Below are 1,637 nucleotides of genomic sequence, written 5' to 3'. Positions count from 1 at the left end.
GGCGGGCGGCGGTCAGCCGTGTGTGACGCTGCACGATGTCGGGCGGGTGCCGCCGCAGGGAGCCTCGGCCGGCAGTCCGGTGGTCGTGGTGCGCGACTGCGGTATGCGTCCGCCGCGCGGCCGGGTGGTCTCGGCGCCCTGGCAGTCGGTGATGACTCTGCTGCCCTATCTCAGTCCGGTGGCGCCGAGGCTGATGGAGAAGTCGGGGCTGGTCGGTGTCCAGCGGGTGTCGCCGGACGAGGCGGCGCAGATCGGCCGGATCATGAGTCTGCCGCGCGCCGAGACGGAGGCGCTGTCCACGCTGGCCGACGGTGTCACGCTCTGGTGTACGGCGCGGGACCGCCAGTTCGTGATGGTTCAGGCGACGGACGCCGAGACCGGATTGTTGGGTAGCGCGCGCCGGATGGACTGAAGTCCGCCGAACGGGCCCTGAGCGCCCGGCCGGTGTGGATTCTGCCAGGATCTCGTATGGAGATATACGGATTTGACCGCACCCTGGCCTCACGCTCCGCCGTGGGCTGTTCACTTGAGGGCGGGGCATGACGTACGCGGCGGCTGTCGGCGGGCGGAACCGGCCTGACGTACCCGTGCCGTTGGCGATTAGGGTGGGAGTGGGCGCGGGAGTAGAGACCTGCGGGCGGGTTGGCCCCTGAGGAACAGCCGGGCGGACCGGACATGGCGATACGGACGCCCCGCCCACCACGGCACAAGGGTGCTCGACCACACCAGGAGGCAAAGTGAACGGCGATCGGGACGAGATCCGCGGAGGCTGGAACCGGCCTCCTGTGGACGATCAGTCCGACGCGGAGCCCGAGATGACGGGTGAGTTCACCATCGACTACACCCCGCCCGCCTGGTACACGCAGAACGCGCCGGGGGACACGTCCGGTGGTGGTGCCTCGGGTGCGCCCACGTCGTTCACGAACTCTCCTCCGCCGCCCGACGGTGCGCCCGTCGCCGTGCCGGGACTGCCCGCGGGCAGCGGCTTCGAGCCGAACTGGGCGCCTGCGGCTCCGCCCGCTCCCGCACCGGTCCCGGTGGCCGATCCGGCTCCGCCGGTGATCGCGGCACCGGACTCGCCGTCCGCGGCGGCGGAGCCGGTCGGCGGTGACGATGTGGAGAGCGGGACGACGATGCGGATCTCGCCCGCGGCGCTCAAGCGGGAGATCGCCGAGCGGGAGTCCGCGCAGAACGACGGAACGCCGGGGACGGCCGTGTCCGGTGATGTTGGCGAGGCCGACGGCGCCGGAGCCGACGCGGAGAGCGTGGCGCCTGTCGCCGTACCCGTGTCCGATGACGAGGCCGGGCCCGAGCCGGAGCGGTCCGCCGAGTCTGCGGATGAGGACGGGGACGCGGACGCGTCGGCCCACGGAGCGAAGGCCGACACTACTGACGACGTGGACGGTGCCGACAAGGACTCCGAACCCGTCGAGGCCACCGACGGAGCCACGGCCGAGGGCGACGAGGGCGAGGCCGAGGACGGACCGTCCGACTCCGTGCCCGAGAACCCCGAGAACCCAGTCAGGGACGCCGGGCCCCAGGACGCCGTACCGGCTGGGGACGTCGAGGACGCCGTACCGGCCGATGGGCCCCAGGACGCCGCCCCGGCCGCCGCGTCGGCCCAGTCCTGGACACTT

Annotated in this window: 1 protein-coding gene and 1 pseudogene; both read left to right on the top strand. The window is 72.5% G+C overall.

What is annotated here, in order from left to right:
• Positions 1-412, top strand: a pseudogene (locus GA0115259_RS38560) (hypothetical protein); the annotation flags it as partial.
• A gap of 325 nt (positions 413-737) precedes the next feature.
• Positions 738-1,637: SCO5717 family growth-regulating ATPase (locus GA0115259_RS42540; RefSeq protein WP_256098320.1), on the top strand; the 900-nt coding region annotated here is incomplete at its 3' end.

The organism is Streptomyces sp. MnatMP-M17 (genome assembly GCF_900091995.1).
Classification (GTDB): Bacteria; Actinomycetota; Actinomycetes; order Streptomycetales; family Streptomycetaceae; genus Streptomyces.
This window is presented reverse-complemented; position numbering and strand designations above follow the sequence as displayed.